The 21,902-nt window shown below is 47.1% G+C and carries 4 protein-coding genes; 2 read left to right on the top strand and 2 right to left on the bottom strand.

The genetic code is table 11. The features are described from left to right. The first annotated feature begins 525 nt into the window (after positions 1–525). Positions 526–1,770, top strand: a complete 1,245-nt coding sequence (locus tag Xinn_RS13110) for an aromatic amino acid transport family protein (RefSeq protein ID WP_086953098.1) — start codon at positions 526–528, stop codon at positions 1,768–1,770. Between the two features lie 98 nt (positions 1,771–1,868). Here the strand turns inward: Xinn_RS13110 and Xinn_RS13105 are convergent, their stop codons facing one another. Then, positions 1,869–2,615, bottom strand: a complete 747-nt coding sequence (locus tag Xinn_RS13105; RefSeq protein ID WP_086953099.1) for a class I SAM-dependent methyltransferase — start codon at positions 2,613–2,615, stop codon at positions 1,869–1,871. 190 nt (positions 2,616–2,805) lie between these two features. Then, positions 2,806–4,890: a prolyl oligopeptidase family serine peptidase gene (locus tag Xinn_RS13100; RefSeq protein ID WP_086956408.1), complete on the bottom strand. Its 2,085-nt coding sequence runs from the start codon at positions 4,888–4,890 to the stop codon at positions 2,806–2,808. A gap of 1,210 nt (positions 4,891–6,100) precedes the next feature. Between Xinn_RS13100 and Xinn_RS13095 the strand changes: the two genes are divergently transcribed. After that, entirely contained in the window at positions 6,101–21,820 is a 15,720-nt protein-coding gene (locus Xinn_RS13095; protein WP_099137664.1) for a non-ribosomal peptide synthetase, read from the top strand. The last annotated feature ends 82 nt before the right edge of the window (positions 21,821–21,902 follow it).

The raw sequence follows: 21,902 nt of genomic DNA, 5'->3' as shown, positions 1-21,902 counted from the left end.
TGTGTATAGGTCATAGTGCATTTTCCTTTGGCGAGAAAGATGCCTACTATAGCAACTGACCGCCTTTCTTAGAAATTGCACTTATTAGTCGAATCCAAGATGTATTATTATATTATCCTTTTATAACTGAGTAACTTTGTGTGATTTCATATGACAAAACTCACAATCTAGAATTTTTCCTCTGTTTTTTTGCACTAAACTTTAAATTCCTTTTCAAAATGATAGGAGTATTCCTTACTCAGGATACCGAACAGGGTAAGTAAGTGAGACTTGTTGGGGTTTTCACTATTAAAACGTTAGTACTAATAATTAATTAAAAGCAAAGTGTATTAATTAGAGTTCGTTCCAGTTTCATAAATATGTTCTGCTCGACGGTGTGATGCAGTATGGGTTCTGGTGTAAAGGGGGCGCGACGGAATTGAGGAGCATCTGGAGCTGAAATACCTGTGTATCGATGTGAGCCATTGACCACCGTGAAATTAACCTGCCCCGGTGGTCACTCCAGCGGGAGATAAAGGAGGATGTATGTCTTCTGATAATACCAGTATTTCTTCAGTGCTTGCCTCTGAAAAGACGGTATCTGTATCCGGTAAGTCACTGAGTTTCCTCGAAGGAGTAGCGATGATTGTTGGCACAAATATTGGTGCTGGTTTGCTGTCCATCGCTTACGCTTCAAGAAAAGCAGGCTTTTTACCTCTGATGTTCTGGTTGGTGCTGGTGGGTGTGCTGACGACCATTACTATGCTGTATGTCGCTGAATCGACTCTGCGTACCCGCGCTCACCTGCAACTTAGCGGTCTGGCGAAACGCTACGTTGGCGGTTTAGGTGCATGGGTGATGTTCTTTTCGGTGTGCATCAACAGTATTGGTGCGCTGACTGCTTACATGAGCGGCAGTGGTCAATTGTTACAGTCACTGCTGGGTATTTCACCGACTCTCGGTAGTTTGTTGTTTTTTATACCGGCGGTAGGGGTGTTGTATCTCGGATTAAAAGCGATTGGGCGTGGCGAGAAATTTATCAGCATTGGCATGCTGGTAATGCTATTAACGCTGGTAGCAGCAACGCTACTGAAAGACAGCACCCAGATGCGTCACTTGCTGGACGGAGATTGGCTCTTTATGGTGCCGTTATTCAATGTAGTGGTATTTAGTTTTTCAGCACAGTATATCGTGCCGGAAATGGCGCGTGGGTTCGTCGATAAGCCGGAACAGCTACCGAAAGCGATTATTGTTGGCATGGTGATGATCTTTGTGCTGCTGGCTGTAGTGCCGATGTCAGTGATTGCGCTTAACGGGCTGGATAATATCTCTGATGTAGTAACGATTGCATGGGGGCAGGCACTGGGAGAGTGGGCATTCTTTTCCACTAACGTGTTTGCGTTGTGCGCGATATTAACTTCTTACTGGGGGTTGGGTGGTAGTTTCCTGACTAATATCTTTGACAAATTCCGGCTGGGTAATGATGAGCAGCCGTTACGACGTTTCGGTGTACTGTTGGTGGTGGCAATACCCCCGTTTGTACTGGCTTACAGCGGACTGGTGTCATTCGTTAACGCGCTGTATTTCGCCGGTGTATTCAGTGGTGTGATTTTATCTATTATGCCGATACTGATCCTTCGTGGCGCACGGAAATACGGTGATCGAACCCCATGCTGGCAGTGCAGTTGGATTACGCATCCGTTGCTGCAAATAAGCATCGTGTTGCTGTATTCGGCCAGCGCAGTGTATGCCATCGCTTCATTATTGGGTTATCTGCCCTCAGGGTGGTAATTCTCTTTCTTTATCCTACCAAAACACTCCGCAAAGAAGAGTTAGCTGTCGTAGCTAACTCTCCGTATTGCTACATATACGTTCGTCATGGATAAGATTCAGCGTCTGACCGCAGTGAATGCATGAATATCGAAGTTGACAGCAACTGATGAGGATTTGTCAATGTTCATTACCATTTCCAGAAATTGATGGGCATAAGTTTCGCCACCTTCTTCTTCGATATATCGGGTTACATAACTTGTAGATAGGAAAAATAATGCTACTTCTTCTGGAGTAAGGAAAATAATATTTGCAAAAAGTTCTCTACAAGCATTTTTCAGGTGTGAACAACTGCACATTAGCTCAAGCGTATTGTCATACTGGATCAGGCGTGGATCTCGATAGCGTGACCAACGGGTAACCAACTCCGTTTCGATATAATCGCGAAGTGGGCCATATACCACAGGAAAATCATATTTATATGCACAAAAAATCCCTTCAGGTTTTAGCCATTCCTGTAGATTCATAAGTATTCTTTTGCGATCCATCCAATAGAAAGAGGTGGCACTGGTGATGAGATCAAAAGAGTGATGTGGTGAAAATGTCTCTGATGGCGACACGTTAAACAGGATATCAGGGTAATTCTGTCGTGCTGCATCGATCAAAACGTCGCCTATATCACAGCCTTCTACGTGATCAAATAACTTTTGCAAATGAACAGTTGAAATACCATTACCGCATCCGATATCTAATGCTGCTTCTTTAGCGGGAGTACGGGATGAAAGAGATGAATACAGTGCACTGGGATAGGTGATTTTTTTTCTTACGATGTCATAAGATTGAGCATTTTTATTAAATTGTTTCATTGCGTAGAGTTTTGGAAGTGGTGAAATGAACTAATATTCTACCTGATCACACGTAAACGTTAGAGTAATGCTCTTCGGCTACGGCGTTCGAGATCGCGTGCTCAAGCCATGATAAATGTTATTGGTTAAAGCAAAGTGCCGGATAAAAAACCAGCACTTTGTCGGTACTCTGAAAGTTAGCTACCAGTAGTTAAGCCTTGCTATTCAGGCTGGACCACATAAATTCACTGACCATTGCGCTCTGGAATGCCGACTGTTTTTTATCAGCCGCAGCGCTGTGTCCTCCTTCCGTGTTCTCATAGAAATACACCTGTTGATAGCCCATTTTCTGCATACGTGCTGCCATCTTACGTGCATGTGATGGATGAACCCGATCATCACTGGTTGCGGTATAGAAAAGTACCGGCGGGTAAGCTACCTGCTCCTTGATATTGTGATACGGCGAGAAGGTTTTGATATATGCCCACTGATCCGGTTTGCTCGGGTCGCCATATTCAGCAATCCATGAAGCGCCGGCGGAAAGCTGGCTATAGCGCTGCATGTCCAGCAGTGGCACGCCGCAGACTATGCAACCGAATAGCTGCGGATACAGCGTTAACATATTGCCGACCAGCAGACCACCGTTGCTGCGTCCACGCGCGCCAAGATGTTTTGATGATGTTACTTTTCGAGCAATCAGGTCCTGCGCTACTGCCGCAAAATCTTCATAGGCACGATGGCGATTCTGCATAAGAGCGGCTTGGTGCCACGCCGGGCCATATTCGCCACCGCCACGGATATTAGCGACGACATAAACACCGCCACGTTCCAGCCAAGCGGGTGCCTCACTGCCTATATAATTTGGCAGTAGCGATATTTCAAAACCACCATAGCCGTTCAGCAGTGTAGGATTTCTGCCGTTCAGTTTGAGATTTTTGGCTGAAATTTGGAAATACGGCACACGAGTACCATCTTTGGAGCGGGCGAAATGCTGGCTGACCTGATAGTTACCAGCATCAAAATCTCTCGGTGCCTGTTTCAGCAGCTCCGCTTCACGGCCGTCGAGGTTGCCTAAATACAGCGAGGCCGGATGCAGGAAATTATTGATAGTCAGGAAGTAATCGTTAGTTTTCTCATCAATACCGGTGGCTGAAATATTGCTCATAGTACCCGGATTACCCAATGGCTGCCGCTGCCAGCTATTACCCTGCGGCGTCAATACTTCAAGTCGGTTTACCACATTATCCATGATGCTGAGAATCAGGTGATCGCGGGTACTGCTGTAGCTACTTAATGCTGTCTCTTCATCGGGCGTGAAAAGTACCTGTAAATCACGCCTGCCTGCCAGATAATCGTCGAAGTTCGCTGCCAGTAAAGCACCGGACGGATAACGAACCCCTCCCACATTCCATTCTTTACTCGGTCTTATCAATAGCCACTCACGGTGAGTGCTGATCTCTGCATCTTCCGGGATATCAATCCTGACCTTCTGATTTTGTTTTGTCAGTAAGAAATATTCACGGCGATAAAAATCCAGATGACGGCCTACATAATCGCGTTCAAACCCGGCAGTGCGATCACGATAGGCGAATACCATCATATCTTCCGGCTGAGCTTCATACAGTGTTTCGGCAGCACTCAGCGGTGTACCGCGCCGCCAGCGTTTAGCGATTCGGGCATAGCCGGACTGGGTCATTGAACCGGAGCCAAAATCGGTCGCGATAAATATGTTGTCTTTATCAATCCACGACACTCTGCTTTTGGCTACTGGTACGCTGAAACCACCCTTAATGAATTGCTTAGTGGTCAGATCAAACTCACGGATTTCAACAGCGTCTCCTCCGCCCGGCGACAATTTCATCAGGCAGTATCGGTATTCTGGAGCCAGAGGCTGCAAGCCGTGGTAGAGCCAGTCTTTGCCTTCAACTTTACCCAGAGCGTCAATATCCAGCACCGTTTCCCATACTGGCTGGGCTTTACGGTACTCTTGCAGAGTAGTGCGCCGCAGCAGGCCACGAGGATTATTCTGATCCTGCCAGAAATTATAATAGTAATCGCCATGCTTATTGACCCACGGAATCCGGGTGTCTTTGTTAAGAATATTTAGTATTTGCTGCTCTAACTTACGGAAACCATCTCCCTGAGCATAACGTTCGATGGTGCGCTTGTTTTCCTTCTTCACCCACCGCTGAGCGGTTTCACCTTGTAAATCTTCCAGCCACAGGAATTCATCGCTGGTGGTACTTCCGTTCTCTGCCGCTATCGCCAGACGAATACTGCCGGGCAATGAAGCTATTGCGAAAACGGCTCCTGCGGTTTGTGCACAGGTTTTAATAAACTTGCGTCGATTAGTATCTGGCAAAATCAAGCTCCTTCTGACAGTGAAAAATAAAATAAGTGTTATTTCCAACTTATCTTTCAACGTATAGGAATTAGAAAGATTTTTCTTTATATGAACTAATAGGGTTTTCCGCATAAATTAGTGGTTCAGCATACTGCCTGTAAGAAAGTAGTGCCATAAATAAAATTGACATTATTGGGGTTGTGTCTTTTTACACTTTTGATAATTACGACATGGGATTATATTTTATTGGTAGAACTAATTGATCTATATCTCGATATGTGTGGTTGTATTATTTCCATATTGATTTTTTTAAGTCTAAAATTTTGGTTGTTTAAAATTATTGCCTACAGATTATCGTTTTTCATTGTTCTTTTGTTATTCATTTTCAGTATTGATATTTTGTCAAGTAATTGACTGTATCATTTTTTATTATTTTAATTTTCTATTTTAGATATCAATATCAACCATGCCTCATATTCAAAATGTTTTGTATTATTATAAAATAATACAGTGAAAGTTATTTCACTCTGTTAATTATTACCTTTTGAAATTAAATTTCACCATTATTTGTATTTTAGCAAATCCTAAGAATCATAAAATGATATGTATAGGCATGATTTTTATATGAAAATACGGTTTTTAGTATGTTGATATGCGTTTGTTTTTTTGAGTATTTTTATTGATATTGGATGTTTTTGGTTATTTGTTTTTATATGAAATAATTTTTTCATGATATTAACTGCCAGTGTAAAAATACAATACATTCTTGTCGAAATTACCCGTTGATATACTCAATTCATCAATTTTATTTAGTTGCTGAATTAAGCGTCCACTAATAAAAATTGCGGCAGATCAAAGACGCTTATCTAAGAACAGGGAAAAAATGAAATAACTTCCTCCAATTTATTGCGTGAGCTGTTTATTCCGTGATGTGGGCGTTATTCCCGCATGATTTTATTTGTCTGATTATTGATCGGATATGACTTTCAGTATCTGAGAAAAACACTTTCCAAGCATCTTTCGATGCTTGGCGGTCCTGTTGTTATTTCTTCTGAAAATAAAAGAAAACTCTCGTGATAGTTACCGTAAGTAAATAAGTAATTCAAAAAAACAAATGTAACGGTTTTCAAATATCCAATAGATTCGTTGAGGTAGTAAGAAAATGAAAGATAGTATTACCAGTAAAGGAAATACTCTTGAAGCTGAGTCAATAAATATGTCATCAGAAAAGATGAGTGATGACATATTTTCAGCAAAGTTTAATCAATTATCTGAGACTGGATATGCTCTGTTGCCGGAAGTCTGGAATTGCACAGAAACGCCATATCCTGACCATATATGTATTCATCAGTTATTTGAAGAACAGGCAGAGAAAACACCAGCGGCCAAAGCACTCATTGCCGGAAATAAAACACTGAGTTACGCAGAGTTGAATGCGCGGGCCAACCAGTTGGCTGCTCAACTGCTTGAGCAGGGTATTCGTCGCAATGACCATGTGGCAATTCTGTTAGAGCGCTCAATTGAATTGGTGATAGCTCAGTTAGCCATCCTGAAGTCTGGTGCGGTTTATGTGCCTGTTGACCCCAATGTACCGGATGAACGGAAGAAATGGCTGATAACTGATTGTTCTGCCAAATTACTGCTGACTGATATGCAGATGACGATCCCGTCTGAATGGGCTATTCCTCGTCTCCGTCTTACCCCCGAAACAGAACCTATCAGGGAAGAAGCCCACCCCAATCTTAATTTATTGGGAACCAGTGCCGATCCCGCATATATCATGTATACCTCCGGTTCGACGGGTATACCGAAAGGGGTGATTGTGCCACATCGGGCGGTCGTCCGGTTGGTTATTAATAATGGTTATGCTGATATCCAACCCAATGATCGGATTGCTTTTGCCGCTAATCCGGCTTTCGATGCCAGCACTTTTGAAGTCTGGGCACCGCTGCTCAACGGTGCTGCGCTGGTGGTTATCGACCATACCACGTTGCTGACACCACCAGATTTTATTCAGGCATTACAGACTCATCGTATTACGATTCTATGGATGAGTGTCGGGCTGTTTAACCGGCTGGCTGAAGAGCTATCCCCAGTGCTGCCTCAACTTAAGATATTGTTGGTTGGGGGAGATGTCCTCGATCCACATATTATTGCTCAAGTGCTGCGGAAGAATCCGCCACAAAAATTATTGAATGCCTATGGTCCAAGTGAGGGAACCACGTTTACGACGACCTATCTTATTCGTGAGTCAGCATCGGAGATAACATCTATTCCTATTGGTCGCCCCATTTCTAATACCCGGGTTTATTTGCTGGAACCTGATGGTCAGCCGACTGAGCCGGGAATGACAGGGGAAATTTATATCGGGGGCGATGGTGTGGCCTGTGGTTATCTTAATCGTCCTGAGTTGACCGCTGAACGCTTTCTTACCGATCCATTCAGCGATAAACCGAACGCGCGCATGTACCGAACCGGTGATCTGGGCCGTTATCTGCCGGACGGTAATCTGGCATTTCTGGGGCGTAATGACCAACAGGTTAAAATCCGTGGTTTCCGAATTGAACCGGGAGAAATTGAAACCCGATTGGTGGAATATACGGCAATACGTGAAGCCGTAGTGATAGCCTCAGGGGAAGGGCAGGACAAACAACTGGTTGCCTATGTGTTGACTGAAGAAAGTGGCGGGTTAGCCGCTCGCCTGCGTGAACACCTGAGTACACGGTTGCCGGATTATATGGTTCCTGTGGCCTTTGTGCGTCTGGATGAATTCCCTCTGACGCCGAATGGTAAACTGGATCGACGAGCATTGCCTGCACCGGGAGAGAACGATTTCGCACGTCAGATTTATGAAGCTCCTCAGGGAGAAATGGAGATTGTTCTGGCGACTCTTTGGCGCGAATTACTGGGTATTGAGCGAATTAGCCGACATGACAGTTTTTTTGCACTGGGCGGTCACTCATTACTGGGTGTTCGGATGATTGAACGGCTGCACGGCCTGGGGCTGACACTGGCTGCCAGTAATCTGTTCCAGTCTCCGGTGTTGTCAGAACTGGCTCAGAGTCTGGGACAGCATCAGGCTGTGGTTATACCACCGAATGTGATTTCCCCGGCAACTACCATGCTGACTCCGGCAATGTTGCCACTGATTAATCTGACTCAGTCTGAAATTGACCACATTGTTGAACAAGTTCCGGGTGGGATCGCTAATATTCAGGATATCTATGGGTTGTCGCCGCTACAGGACGGGATTCTGTTCCATCATTTGCTGGCGAAAGAAGGTGACCCCTATTTGCTGGCCTATCCGATGATTTTTGCTGACCGTGCGTTGCTTGATCGTTATCTGGCGGCAGTACAGAAGGTCATTGATCGTCATGATATCCTGCGGACAGCATTTATCTGGCAGGGATTGTCTGCACCGGTACAGGTAGTCTGGCGTCAAGCGCCTTTATCGGTCACTGAGCTGTCCTTATCCCCGGCTGACGGGCCGGTCAATGAACAATTGTCTCATCGCTTTGATCCACGTAGGTATCGTTTTGATTTAAGTCAGGCGCCATTATTACGCTTTGTCGTGTCACAAGGCAGTGATGGTCGCTGGCATGTGTTGCAATTACAGCATCACCTGATCGGTGACCATACCACAATGGAAGTAATGCACCGCGAAGTGCTGGCTTGTCTTGCCGGGCAGGAGAATAATTTGCCGATTCCGGTGCCATTCCGCAATCTGGTAGCGCAGGCCGGATTGAATAACAATCAGGCAGAACATACCCGGTTCTTTACCGATATGCTGGCTGACGTAGATGAACCGACACTGCCGTTTGGTTTAACCGAAGTACATCGTGATGGCTCAAAAATTACAGAATCACACCAGATGCTGACCGCAGATCTGAATGACCGTTTACGCAATCAGGCACGGCGTCTGGGTATTAGTGTGGCAACACTGTGCCATTTGGCTTGGGCGCAGGTACTGTCACGAACCAGCGGGCAGAGCAAAGTGGTATTCGGCACTGTACTGTTCGGGCGTATGGCGGCGGGGGAAGGAGTGGATAGTGGCATGGGGCTGTTTATCAATACTCTGCCACTGAGACTGGATATAGATGATACATCGGTGCACGACAGTATACGACTGGCACAATCCCGGCTGGCCAGATTACTGGATTATGAACACGCTTCACTGGCGCAGGCTCAGCGTTGTAGCGGAATTACGGGAAGTTCACCCCTGTTTAGTGCGCTGTTGAACTATCGTCATAATGAGCAACCACTTATCCCACACGAGGTTGTACCGGGCATTGAGTTTTTGGGTGAACAGGAACGGACTAACTATCCGCTTGTACTGTCGGTGGAGGACGGGGGTTCTACTCTGGGGCTGACCGCGCAGGTAGTGCAGCCATTTGAGCCGGATAGGATATGTGCTTATATGCAACAGGCGCTGGAAAGTCTGGCAGAAGCGCTGGAGCAATCACCGGAAACACCGATACGGTCACTGAATATTTTGCCTGAAACAGAACGTGCGTTATTGCTGGAAACATGGAATAAAACGGAAACACCGTATCCTGATACATTATGTGTTCATCAGTTATTTGAACAGCAGGCAGAGAAAACCCCCGATGCTACGGCATTGGTGTATGAAGGAAAGACACTGAGCTATGCCGGGTTGAATACTCATGCTAATCGATTAGCGCATCAGCTTATCGCTCAAGGAATCACACCAGAACAACGAGTGGCGATCTGCATGGCAAGCTCTCCGGCACGGATAGTGGGGTTGTTAGCAGTGCTAAAAGCGGGGGGAGCTTATGTACCCTTAGATCCGGCTTATTCGGGTGAGCGTCTGAACCATATTTTAAATGATGCTGCACCCTCAATAATATTAGCTGATCAGGCAGGGCGTGTTGCGTTAGGTGAGGAGGCACTATGCGGATTGACTTTGCTTGAACCGACTATTTTACCTGATTCTTTTTCCAATCAACCGGATAACAACCCGAAAAACACTAATCCTCAGATATTGGCATTAACCTCGTACTCTCTGGCCTGTGTAATTTATACCTCCGGTTCGACAGGCGTACCCAAAGGAGTGATGATTGAACATCGTGGTTTGGTCAATCTTATTCAGGATAAAATCAGCCAGTTTGCTATTCATGTCGGTAGCAGGGTGTTGCAGTTCGCTTCATTTGGTTTTGATGCCAGTATTTGGGAAACCATGATGGCGCTGAGTAGTGGGGCTAGTCTGGTTATTCCGAACGACACGGTTCGTCAGGACCCGCAGCGCCTCTGGCATTATCTGGAAGATCAATCGGTAACGCATGCTTGCCTGACTCCGGCTCTGTTAAGAGATGGAGCTGATTTACCGACGTTAACAATAAAGCCGACCATCATACTGGGTGGTGAAGCACCCAACCCGGCACTCCTTCGGACATTAACCCGTCAAGCCACATTGTTCAATGCTTATGGCCCGACAGAAATCACGGTATGTGCCACTCACTGGTGTTGTCCGTCAAATTATACCGATACACTGACACCGATTGGACGTCCGACAGCGAATACCCGTATTTACCTGCTGGATAATGTGGGGCAACCGGTTCCGTTGGGCGCAGTGGGGGAATTATATATTGGTGGTGACGGTGTAACGCGCGGCTACCTCAATCTTCCTGATCTGACTGACGAACGCTTTCTGGCAGATCCGTTTATTAATGTAGTCGGGGTGCGAATGTATCGCACCGGCGATTTGGCCCGTTATCTGCCGGATGGCAATCTGGTATTTGTTGGCCGTAATGATCAACAGGTTAAAATTCGTGGTTTCCGAATTGAACCGGGTGAGATTGAAGCCCGCTTAACAAAGTATCCTGAGGTACGCGAAGCGTGGGTGCTACCGCAGGGAGACGGGCAGGATAAACAACTGATCGCCTATGTTGTTACAGAAGACAGTTCGGCAGAAAAAGAGAACGGATTAGCTATCCGGTTACGCGAACATCTAAGTGCTATTTTACCTGATTATATGGTGCCAGCGGCTTTTGTACGTTTGGATGCTTTCCCGCTGACACCTAATGGCAAACTGGATAAACAGGCATTGCCAGTACCGGAGAAAAACGCTTTTGCTCATCAGGCTTACGCAGCTCCACAAGGAGAAACAGAAACTACACTGGCGGCTATCTGGAGTGAATTGTTAGGTATTGAGCAGATCAGCCGATATGACAACTTTTTTGCATTGGGTGGTCATTCACTGTTAGCAGTGCGGGTGATGAATCGCATATCCGCTTTGGGTGTTGATCTGCCGCTGGCTGTCTTATTTGCATCACCGTCACTTGCTGATTTTGCGCAAAAAATCAGTACACAACGCAATGAGGGAGGGGATAAATTACCTGAGATTATCCCCGTACCCCGTAATCATAATAATGGTAGTGCCTTGCCGCTGTCATTTGCTCAACAGCGTTTATGGTTTCTGGCACAGTTTGATGGCGTCAGTGACACTTACCATATTCCCCTGACACTGTATCTGCGCGGTCAGCTTAATATTACCGCCTGGCAACAGGCGCTGAATCGTCTGTTTGCCCGTCATGAAGCATTGCGCTCAGTCTTCATCACGGCTAATGGTCAGCCTCAGGTTGAGTTGTTGCCAGCGGAGTCTCTTCTGCCGATGACGCAATACGATTTGCGCGGTATGCCTGATCTGGATAAGCAACTGAAGCTTTTGTGTAAACAGGAGGCAGAAACTCCGTTTGATCTCGCCCGTGGCCCTCTGATCCGCTGTGCATTAATACAGCATGATGATGAGGATTACATCTTCTTACTGACTCAGCATCATATTGTGTCTGATGGTTGGTCGTTAGAGATACTGAAATCAGAACTGAGTGCGCTTTATTCGGCTTGCCTGAATGAACAGCCTGATCCATTACCGCCGCTGGCTATTCAATATCCTGATTATGCCGCTTGGCAGCGTAAAGTATTCTCCGGTGAAAAACTACGTGCGCACAGTGATTATTGGCGTCGAATACTGGCCGATGCTCCGGTATTACTGGAATTACCCACAGATCGCCCACGCCCGTCCCGACAATCATTTAGTGGCGGCCGAGTACCTGTTCAGATTGATGCGGTCTTGGTACAGGATTTGAAGCGACTGGCACAGCAACATGACAGCACATTATTCATGATATTGCTGACGGCTTGGGCAGCATTATTGTCGCGATTGTCTGGACAGGATGATTTAGTGATTGGCATACCGAGTGCCAACCGCAACCGGCGGGAAATCGAGCCATTGATCGGGTTTTTTGTTAATACTCTGGCATTGCGTATTGATTTATCGGGCAATGATGTATCCGGCACATTGGATATGGTAACACTGCTCCAGCGTGTGCGGCAGGCGACATTGGGTGCTCAGGAACATCAGGATCTGCCTTTCGAGCAAGTGGTTGAAATAGTGCAACCGCCACGCAGACAGGAGCATACTCCGCTATTTCAGGTGATGTTTGCCTGGCAGGAGAATGATGTCGAAGAGTGGCAACTGCCGGGATTAGCAGTGACACCGGTTGTACAGGGATATGATATTGCTAAATTTGACCTACAACTGGAACTGACGGAAAAGGCCGATGAAGTTATCGGGGAACTGAATTATTCCTCTGCCTTGTTTGACCATGCAACGATTGAAAGGCAGGTCGGCTACTTACAGGCCTTATTGCGGGCGATGGTAAACCAGCCTCAACAATCAATTAACTCCGTGGATATTTTATCATCCGCTGAACGGACACTATTGCTGGAAACATGGAGTGGGACTGTAGCGCCGTATTCTGAGCAGTTGTGTATTCATCAGCTGATTGAACAGCAGGTAGAGAGAACCCCTGATGCTATTGCAGTAAAGTTTGAAAATCAGACGCTCAGCTATGCTGAATTGAATGCCCGCGCTAATAGATTAGCACATCAGTTAATTGCATTAGGCGTAATGCCAGACCAACCTGTCGCTATTTGTATGGCACGCTCACCGGAGAGAATAGTCGGATTGCTGGCGGTGCTGAAAGCAGGCGGGGCTTATGTGCCATTAGATCCGGTTTATGCGGGTGAACGTTTGGCTTATTTGCTCACTGATGCTGCTCCGGCTATTTTACTGGCGGATAATATTGGCCGGGCGGCACTGGGGGAAAAAGCCCTGAAAGCGCTGATTGTACTAGACCCAAACACCTTACCAAATCAGCCGGACAGTAACCCGCGAGTCCCTGAACTAACCTTCCGGCATCTTGCATATGTTATCTATACCTCAGGCTCCACGGGTAGACCGAAAGGCGTAATGATTGAGCATCAGGCCGTGGTTGATCTGGCACTGGAGCAAGTTGCTCAGTTTAATGTTGGTGTAACCAGCCGGGTATTGCAATTTGCTTCATTCGGGTTTGATGCCAGCGTCTTGGAAATCGTGATGGCGTTAAGCAGTGGGGCTATGCTGGTTATTCCGGCGGAAACTGTCCGGCAGGACCCTCAGCGTCTTTGGCATTATCTGGAAGAGCAAGCAATAACACACGCTAGTTTTCCCCCTGCGATGCTCCATGATGGTAGTGGCTTGCCGGAGATAACCATAAAACCCACACTAATATTTGGAGGAGAAGCACCGTCTTCCGCCTTGTTTAAGGCATTACGTGCCCGGGCTAATCTGTTCAATGCTTATGGCCCGACGGAAACTTCCGTGATTGCCACCAGCTGGCATTGTCCGCCAGACTATCCAGACTATATAGAGAAATCAGGAAAACTAATTCCCATCGGCAAACCAACAGTGAATAAACGTATTTATCTGTTGGACAAATATGGCCAGCCAGTATCGCTGGGTGCAGTAGGTGAGTTATATATCAGCGGTGTGGGTGTGGCTCGTGGCTACCTTAACCAGCCTGAATTAACGGCCGAACGCTTCTTGCCAGATCCATTTAGCAATAACGTTGATACTCGAATGTATCGTACCGGAGATCTGGCTCGTTATCTGCCGGACGGCAATCTGCTATTTATTGGCCGTAACGACCAGCAGGTGAAAATTCGTGGTTTTCGGATTGAACCGGGAGAAATTGAAGTCCGACTGACAGAACATCCCGCAGTACGGGAAGCATTGGTACTGGCTCTGGGGGATGGTCAGAATAAGCGTTTAATTGCCTATATAGTGGCAAATAATCCGGTAAAAAATAATACAGAGGAAGAAGATAATCTGCTGGCCACCAGCCTGCGTGAACATCTGAATGCTATTTTGCCTGATTATATGGTGCCAGCCGCTTTTGTACGTCTGGATAAATTCCCACTGACGTCGAATGGTAAATTGGATCGTCAGGCTTTACCCGCACCTGATCAACAGTCTTTTGCCCGTCAGTTTTATGAAGCGCCACAAGGGGAAATAGAGAACACGCTTGCCACAATCTGGAGTGAGTTGCTGGAGGTTGAGCCGATAAGTCGGCATGACAGTTTCTTTACATTGGGTGGTCATTCGCTACTTGCTGTACGAATGATTGAACGTTTGCGCAGTATGGGGCTGAGCTTATCGGTGCAGACGCTATTCGAACATCCGATACTCAGCGTTTTGGCTCAGTCTCTGGTACAACACGGTGAAATTACAGTCCCTGACAACGGTATTACACCGGATATGACTATGTTGAGGCCAGAGATGTTACCGCTGATTGACCTGACCCAACCTGAGATTGACCGTATAGTTGAACAAGTGCCGGGCGGGATTGCGAATATTCAGGATATCTATGCGTTGTCGCCGTTACAGGATGGCATTTTATTCCACCATTTGCTGGCAAAAGAAGGCGATCCTTACCTCCTGATAACTCAACAGGCTTTTGCAGACAGGTCTTTGCTGGATCGTTATCTGAATGCCGTTCAAAAGGTCGTTAACCGCCATGATATTTTGCGTACCGCTTTTATTTGGGAAGGTTTATCCGTTCCGGCTCAGGTTGTTTGTCGTCAGGTTCCTTTATTTATCACAGAATTGACACTCAATCCGGCTGACGAGCCGATCAGTGACCAATTAGCGCAGCGCTTTGATCCGCGTCAGAACCGTATCGACCTGAGTAAAGCCCCGTTGTTGCGCTTTTTTATTGCTCAGAATACAGACGGTCGCTGGATCTTACTGCAATTGCTGCATCACCTGATTGGTGATCATACTACGCTGGAGGTGATGAACAGCGAAGTACAGGCGTATCTGGACGGGCAGGGAGACAGCCTGCCGCTTTCAACACCTTTCCGCCATCTGGTAGCACAAGCCCGCTTAGGAACCAGCCAGCAGGAGCATACCCGTTTCTTTACCGATATGCTGGTGGCAGTGGATGAACCGACTTTGCCATTCGGATGGACGGAAGTTCACCATGATGGCTCGCAGGTGACAGAATCACACCGGATGTTGGCCGCAGATCTGACGAACCGTCTGCGTAGTCAGGCCCGGCGTTTGGGTGTCAGTCTGGCGGCCTTGTGTCATTTGGCGTGGGCGCAGGTGTTATCGCACACCAGCGGGCAGAAGAACGTGGTGTTTGGTACGGTATTATTCGGCCGCATGGCAGCCGGTGAAGGTGCCGATAATGGCATGGGACTGTTTATCAATACGTTGCCGTTACGATTGGATATTGATGAAACTTCTGTGCTGGAAAGTGTACAGACTGCACATACCCGATTAGCGGGATTATTAGCACATGAACATGCTTCACTTGCACTGGCTCAGCGTTGTAGCGGAGTTGCCAGCGGAACACCGTTGTTTAGTGCGTTGCTGAATTATCGGCATAATTCACAATCGGTCATGCTGGATAAAACCACCAGCGGAATTGAATTTCTTGGGGCTCAGGAACGGACTAACTATCCGTTTGTGTTGTCGGTAGAAGATGGTGGTTCCGATTTAGGGCTGACTGCTCAGATAATCCAGCCATTTGATCCGGAAAGGATATGTGACTATATGCAGCAGGCGCTGGAGAGCCTGACGAAGGCGCTGGAACAGGCACCGGAAACATCAGTACAGGCGTTGAAAATCCTGCCGGAAGCTGAACACACCTTATTACTGAAAACCTGGAATACAACCGAAACTGCGTACCCTGATCAGTTGTGTATTCACCAACTGTTTGAACGGCAGGCAGAAAAAACGCCAGACGCTACGGCACTGGTATATGAAAACCAATCTGTTAGCTATGCTGAACTAAATATCCGTGCTAACCGGCTGGCGCATCAGCTTGTTGAATTAGGTGTTACACCAGATCAACGGGTAGCGATTTGTATGGCAAGCTCACCTGCGCGGATAGTGGGATTATTGGCTGTGTTAAAAGCAGGTGGGGCTTATATTCCGTTAGATCCGGCTTATCCGGGTGAACGTCTGAACTATATTCTGACCGATGCCGCACCAACTATTTTATTGGCTGATAAGGCCGGGCATTCAGCATTATCAGGTCAGGGACAGGATAAAAAAGTTGAGCAACTGTTTTCGCAACTAGTTGTTCTTGAACCGAATATCCTGCCTGAGCAACCGACAAGTAACCCGCAAATAGCCGGATTAACGTCACAACACCTGGCATATGTTATCTACACTTCCGGCTCAACAGGAACGCCGAAAGGCGTAATGGCTGAGCATCGTGGGCTGGTCAATCTTATCCGGGATAAAATCAGCCAGTTTGACATTCATTCTCATAGCCGGATGTTGCAATTCGCTTCATTTGGGTTCGATGCCAGTGTCTGGGAAGTCATGATGGCATTAGGAAGTGGTGCGGGTCTGGTTATTCCTGACAATACTGTTCGTCAGGAACCAAACCGTCTCTGGCGTTATCTGGAAGAGCAGGCAGTCACTCACGCTTGTCTGACTCCGGCTCTTCTGAGAGATGGTGCTGATTTACCGCCGTTAAAGATAAAACCGACCGTGATTCTCGGCGGTGAAGCGCCCAGCCCGGTATTAATCCAGAGATTGAGCCGTCAGGCAACGGTGTTTAATGCCTATGGCCCGACAGAAATCACTATATGTGCTACCGCCTGGCGTTGCCCGGCAGACTATCGGGGTGAATTAGCGCCTATCGGACGCCCGACCGCAAATACCCGTATTTATCTGCTGGATACCTGCGGCCAGCCAGTTCCTTTAGGGGCAGTGGGTGAGTTACATATTGGAGGTGACGGTGTAACGCGTGGCTATCTCAATCGCCCTGAATTGACTGCTGAACACTTTATGACAGATCCATTCAGCGACAAACCGAATGCACGTATGTACCGAACCGGAGATTTGGTTCGCTATCTGCCAGACGGTAATCTGCTATTTATTGGCCGTAACGACCAACAGATTAAAATTCGTGGTTTCCGGATTGAACCGGGTGAAATTGAAGTCCGACTGGCAGAACACCCCGCAGTACGGGAAGCATTAGTATTGGCATTGGGTGACGGGCAGGATAAACGTCTGGTGGCTTATGTCGTGGCAGATGAGGATAGCGATCTGGTTAACCGCCTGCATCAACACCTGAGTAGATCACTGCCTGACTATATGGTACCTGCGGCTTTTGTCTGTCTGGACGCATTTCCGCTAACACCTAATGGAAAACTGGATCGTCGGGCGTTACCAATATCAGGTAAAGAAGCATTTGCACGCCAGCTTTTTGCAGCACCGCAAGGGGAAACAGAAACTATACTCGCCGTTATCTGGCAAGAGTTACTGGGGGTTGAGCAGATAAGCCGACATGACAATTTCTTTGTGTTGGGTGGTCATTCATTGCTCGCGGTACGTATGGTCGAGCGTTTGCGTAATTTGGGCTTAACGCTGGCAGTACGTGATCTGTTCCAGTCACCTGTATTGTCTGAGCTTGCTCACACTTTGAAGAGAAATCAGAGTAAAGGTGTACCGGCCAACATCATTACATCGGAAACGATAGAATTAACCCCCGAAATGTTGCCGTTAATTGAACTCAATCAGCCTGAGATAGATCATATCATCAAGCAGATACCGGGTGGGATTACCAACATTCAGGATATCTATGGGTTGTCGCCGCTACAGGACGGAATTCTGTTTCACCACTTATTAGCAGACGAAGGTGATCCGTATTTGTTGGCTGGTCAGATGGCTTTTGCCAATCGTCCTCTGTTAGAACGTTATTTGCTGGCAGTTCAACAGGTTATTAATCGTCATGATATCTTACGTACCGCTTTTATCTGGGAAGGGTTATCCGTTCCGGCTCAGGTAGTTTGCCGTCAGGCACGATTATCGGTGACTGAATTAGCGCTGAACCCTGCGAATGGGCCAGTCAGTGAACAATTAGCTCAACGTTTTGATCCCCGCCATTATCGCCTTGATTTGGGGCAGGCTCCGTTATTGCGTTTTGTCGTAGCACCGGAAGCGGATGGTCGCTGGATTGTACTGCAATTGATGCACCATCTGATTGGTGACCATACCGCATTGGATGTGATGAGTCATGAAGTTCAGGCCTATCTTGATGGGCAAGAAAACAATTTGCCTGTGCCGCCACCTTTCCGCAATCTGGTAGCACAGGCTCGGTTGGGAGTCAGTCAGGAGCAGCATGTTCGCTTCTTTACCGACATGTTAGCTGAAGTGAATGAACCGACGTTACCATTCGGGTTGGCAGAAGTTCATCATGATGGCTCGCAAATTTCAGAATCGCATCGAATGTTGAGCGCAGATCTGAATGACCGTTTACGCAATCAGGCGCGGAATCTGGGTGTCAGTCTGGCGGCCTTGTGTCATTTGGCTTGGGCGCAGGTGTTATCGCGCACCAGCGGGCAGGAAAAAGTCGTATTCGGCACGGTATTGTTCGGCCGTATGGCAGCCGGTGAAGGTGCCGATAATGGCATGGGGCTGTTTATCAATACCTTACCGTTACGGCTGGATATGGATAGTACCCCTGTACAGGAGAGTGTGCGGGAGGCACATCGCTGGTTGGCTGGATTATTGACACATGAACATGCATCACTGGCGCTGGCTCAACGTTGCAGTGGAGTGCAGGGTGGAACGCCCCTGTTCAGTACCTTGCTGAACTATCGGCATAATGCATTGCCGATGACTTCAAATCAAATCATGGATGGTGTTGAATTCCTCGGAGCACAGGAGCGAACTAACTATCCATTTACACTGTCAGTGGAAGATTTTGGCGAAGCATTGGGATTAACCGCTCAAATTGTCCAACCATTTGATCCAGAACAGGTATGCGGTTATATGCAACGGGCACTGGAGAGTTTGGTAGAAGCACTTGAACAGACACCGGAGGCACCGGTAAAAACGCTGGAAATTCTGCCTGAAGCAGAGAAAAATTTGCTACTGAAAACATGGAACGCAACTGAAACGGCGTATTCTGATCAACTGTGCATCCACCAGCTATTTGAGCAACAGGCAGAAAAAACGCCTGATGCTACCGCGTTGATTTATGAAAAACAGTCCTTCAGTTATGCTGAACTGAACCGCAATGCAAACCGCTTGGCTCATCAATTAATTGCACTGGGCGTGCAGCCTGAACAACGGGTGGCAGTTTGTGTGAAGCGGTCTCCATCAAGAATAGTAGGTTTATTGGCAGTCTTGAAAGCAGGGGGCGTATACGTGCCACTGGAACCCAGCTATCCGGGTGATCGTCTGGCCTATATGCTGAGTGATGCCGCCCCGTTAGTAGTACTGGCAGATAATACCGGGCGGGCAGCATTGGGTGAAGAAGCACTTACGAAATTAACTGTACTTGACCCGAATGATATTTCGCCTGACCAACGGGATAACAATCCGCAGGTTTCAGCGTTAACGTCACGGCATCTGGCATATGTAATTTACACTTCCGGCTCGACGGGAACACCGAAAGGCGTAATGGTTGAACATCGAGGGTTCGTCAACCTGATACAGGATAAAATCAGCCAGTTCGCCATTCATTCTCATAGTCGGGTGTTACAATTCGCCTCAGTTGGTTTCGATGCCAGCGTCTGGGAAATTATGATGGCGTTATGTGGTGGAGCTACTCTGGATATTCCTGCCGATGCTGTTCGTCAGGACCCGCGTCTCTTCTGGCATTATCTGGAAGAACATTCGGTGACACATGCTTGTCTGACACCCGCGTTATTGCGAGATGGTGCAGATTTACCACAGATCACTATAAAGCCAACGTTAATATTGGGTGGTGAAGCGCCCAGCCCGACCTTAATCCAGACATTGTGCGATAGAGCAACCGTATTCAATGCCTATGGCCCGACAGAAATCACGGTATGTGCTACCGCCTGGCGTTGTCCGTCAGACTATCAGGGGGGATTCATTCCTATCGGACGTCCGACAGCAAATACCCGTATTTATTTGCTAGATAACAACAAACAACCAGTACCTTTGGGTGCGGTTGGAGAGCTGTATATCGGAGGTGACGGTGTAACGCGCGGTTATCTCAATCGTCCTGATCTGACTGCTGAACGTTTTCTGATTGACCCATTCAGTCCGACACCGAATGCACGGATGTACCAAACCGGGGATTTAGCCCGTTATCTGCCGGATGGCAATCTGGTGTTTATTGGCCGTAATGACCAACAGATAAAAATCCGTGGATTCCGGATTGAACCGGGTGAAATCGAAGCCCGACTGACTGAGTATCCGGCAGTACATGAGGCTATCGTGTTGGCATTAGGTGACGGGCAGGATAAACGTCTGGTGGCTTATGTCGTGGCGGGAATGGATGACAATCTGGTTAACCATTTGCGCGAATACCTGAGTGCGTCATTGCCTGATTATATGATACCGGCGGCTTTTATCCGTCTTGATGCCTTCCCGCTGACACCTAACGGTAAACTGGAGCGTCAGTCACTGCCGGAGCCTGATCAGAGTTCTTTTGCTCATCAAACCTATGAAGCGCCACAGGGAGAGGTTGAGATTACATTAGCTGCTATCTGGCGGGAATTACTCGGGATTGAAAAAATAGGCCGATATGACAATTTCTTTGCGTTGGGTGGCCACTCACTGCTTGCGATGCGGATGATAAACCTTGCCGCAGATCGTGGTCTGATGTGTACATTGAACAATCTATTTCAATTTCCTGTATTGGCTGAACTGGTCTCAAAAATCACTTTAGACCCGCTGTCTCAGCCACAAAGCAGTGCAATACCCGTGCGTTCAGCCGGAATAGAATCACCACTATTCTTTGTACCCAGCGGCATGAATGATTACTCCTATGTTTTTGGTTTATCGCAATATATTCATTCCGACTATCCGATTTATGCATTGCCCTGGCCCTCCATCAATGAAGAGAAGGTATCAACTATTGAAGCGTTGGCTACTCAAATGATTACCTTTATGAAGTCGGTTCAACCGGAAGGCCGATATCGGATCTATGGTTATTCCTCTGGTGGAGTATTAGCCTATGCCATTGCCCAGCAACTTTTAAACGCTGGTGAGACTGTCGATTTTCTGGGGTTGATTGATACACCAGCCCCTCACTGCTTTAAGCAGCAGATCATTCAGCCTAAACTCCAGTTTCTTGCTGAACTGGCAAAACAGTCGGATGGGGAACATGAAGAGGAACTTGCGGTATTGCATCAGAAAATAGATAAATTAAATTTGGTTCAATTTGTTGCCGCAGCACAGGAATTGGAACTATATCCTGCAAATCTTCGCCCTGATTTGGTTGCAAGACGTTGGGAGCAAATGGGAAATTATGTGCAAATGATTAAAGAGTATGAACCTCAGGTATTGGATATAATACTCCACCAGTTCTATGCGATAGAGCCTTACCCGCAAATCTCTTTCGTTACGGAAACCCTATTACCTTCCCTGAGTATGGAACCATCATTAGGCTGGAATCAGGTTATACCTGACTATTTGCTTCAGTTAATCCCTGTTCCGGGCGACCACTTTAGTCTAATGGAAGATAGTGCGAATAGAGTTATTTTGGCTAAAAATCTAAGTAAGGCTTTGATCATGACGTATGAAACAGAAGCGGTGTAATGTTGGTGATATTGCAGGAATAGCAAGCGATCATTGACAGCAAAGATATTGTCCGGTCAAAGATGTTTATAATGACCGGACT

Source organism: Xenorhabdus innexi (genome assembly GCF_002632485.1).
GTDB classification, from domain to species: Bacteria; Pseudomonadota; Gammaproteobacteria; order Enterobacterales; family Enterobacteriaceae; genus Xenorhabdus; species Xenorhabdus innexi.
This window is presented reverse-complemented; position numbering and strand designations above follow the sequence as displayed.

What these genes read in the sequence shown, in the direction of transcription:
- Xinn_RS13105 (WP_086953099.1), bottom strand. Translation starts at nt 2,615, where the DNA reads ATGAAACAATTTAATAAAAATGCTCAATCTTATGACATCGTAAGAAAA.
- Xinn_RS13110 (WP_086953098.1), top strand. Translation starts at nt 526, where the DNA reads ATGTCTTCTGATAATACCAGTATTTCTTCAGTGCTTGCCTCTGAAAAG.
- Xinn_RS13095 (WP_099137664.1), top strand. Translation starts at nt 6,101, where the DNA reads ATGAAAGATAGTATTACCAGTAAAGGAAATACTCTTGAAGCTGAGTCA.